At 69.1% G+C, this 1,278-nt stretch carries 1 protein-coding gene; it reads right to left on the bottom strand.

The features are described from left to right. Window positions 1-42: 42 nt before the first annotated feature. Window positions 43-1,208, bottom strand: a protein-coding gene (locus tag ACRYM0_RS20840) for an IS3 family transposase (protein WP_432507760.1) whose coding sequence is annotated in 2 segments (ribosomal slippage) — window positions 43-923 and window positions 923-1,208 — 1,167 coding nt in all. Because the reading frame shifts where the segments join, the coding sequence is not laid out codon by codon here. Window positions 1,209-1,278: the final 70 nt, after the last annotated feature.

Raw genomic sequence — 1,278 nt, 5'->3', positions numbered from 1 at the left:
GGGTCTGCCCCGGGTTCGGTTGACTCTCCTGGGTAGGGGCGGTCAGGCCGCGTGAGCGGCTTGTAGGAGTGTCTCGTACTCGATGGGCGTCAGCCGCCCGAGGGCCTGCTGTCGGCGTCGGCGGTGGTAGGTCTTCTCGATCCAGGTCACGATCGCCAGGCGCAGCTCCTGGCGGGTGTCCCAGCGTCGGCGGTTCAGGACGTTCTTCTGCAGCAGCGAGAAGAACGACTCCATCGCCGCGTTGTCGGCGCAGGTGCCGACCCGGCCCATCGACCCTCGTGCCTGTGCAGCACGCAGCTCCCGGACGTAGCGGTGTGAGCGGAATTGGCTGCCTCGGTCCGAGTGAACGATCACTTCCAAGGCCTGCGCCCCGCCGCGAAGGGCCAGGGCGTTGCGCAGCGCCTGTGTGGCCAGATCGGCGGTCATGCGGGCATCGATGGAGTAGCCCACGATCCGGTTGGAGCAGGCGTCCTTGACCGCGCAGAGGTAGAGCTTGCCCTCCGCGGTGGGGTGTTCTGTGATGTCGGTCAGCCAGAGCTGGTTGGGCTTCTCGGCGGTGAACCTCCGCTGCACGAGGTCGTCGTGGACCGGTGGGCCGGGCTGGCGCTGCCGGCCCCGCTTGCGAGAGTGCACCGACCACAGCCGCTCCTGGCTGCACAGGCGCTGCACCCGGTTGCGCCCGGCCTGCCCGCCCTGCTCGGCGAGTTCGTCGGCGATGAAGCGGTAGCCGAACTCCGGGTCGTCATGGTGGATCTTCCGCGCAGCGTGGATGAGGTGGGCGTCGTCCCAGTCCCGGTCGGTGACCGGGCACGCCCGCCACTTGTAGTACGCCTGCTTGGAGAAGCCCAGCACCCGGCAGGTCACCACCACAGGAACACCCTCGGCGGCAAGGTCACGGACCAGCGGGAAGATCATTTTGGGAGGGTGTCCCGGGCGAAGTAGGCCGTCGCCCTGCGCAGGATCTCGTTCTCCTGCTCCAGCTGCTTGGCTCGCTTACGCAGCTCCCGGTTCTCCGCCTCCAGGTCCGCTCCGGCCGGCGGGGCCGACTGCTCGACCAGGCCGTCCTCGCGGTCGGCGATCGCCAGCCAGCGACCCAGGCAGGACTCGGAGATCCCGAAGCTGCGGGCGATCTCGGCGCGGGACCGGCCGCCCTGGCGGGCCACGGCGATCACGTCCCGGCGGAACTCGGCAGGGAAGGCCTTCGGCACGGTCATCATCCTTCCAGTGAGGACCATGATCCTCACAGGTCAGGAGTCAACCGGACCGGGGGCAGTCCCC

Origin of the sequence: Kineococcus arenarius subsp. arenarius, from assembly GCF_050871845.1 — a bacterium.
Lineage (GTDB): Bacteria > Actinomycetota > Actinomycetes > Actinomycetales > Kineococcaceae > Kineococcus.
This window is presented reverse-complemented; position numbering and strand designations above follow the sequence as displayed.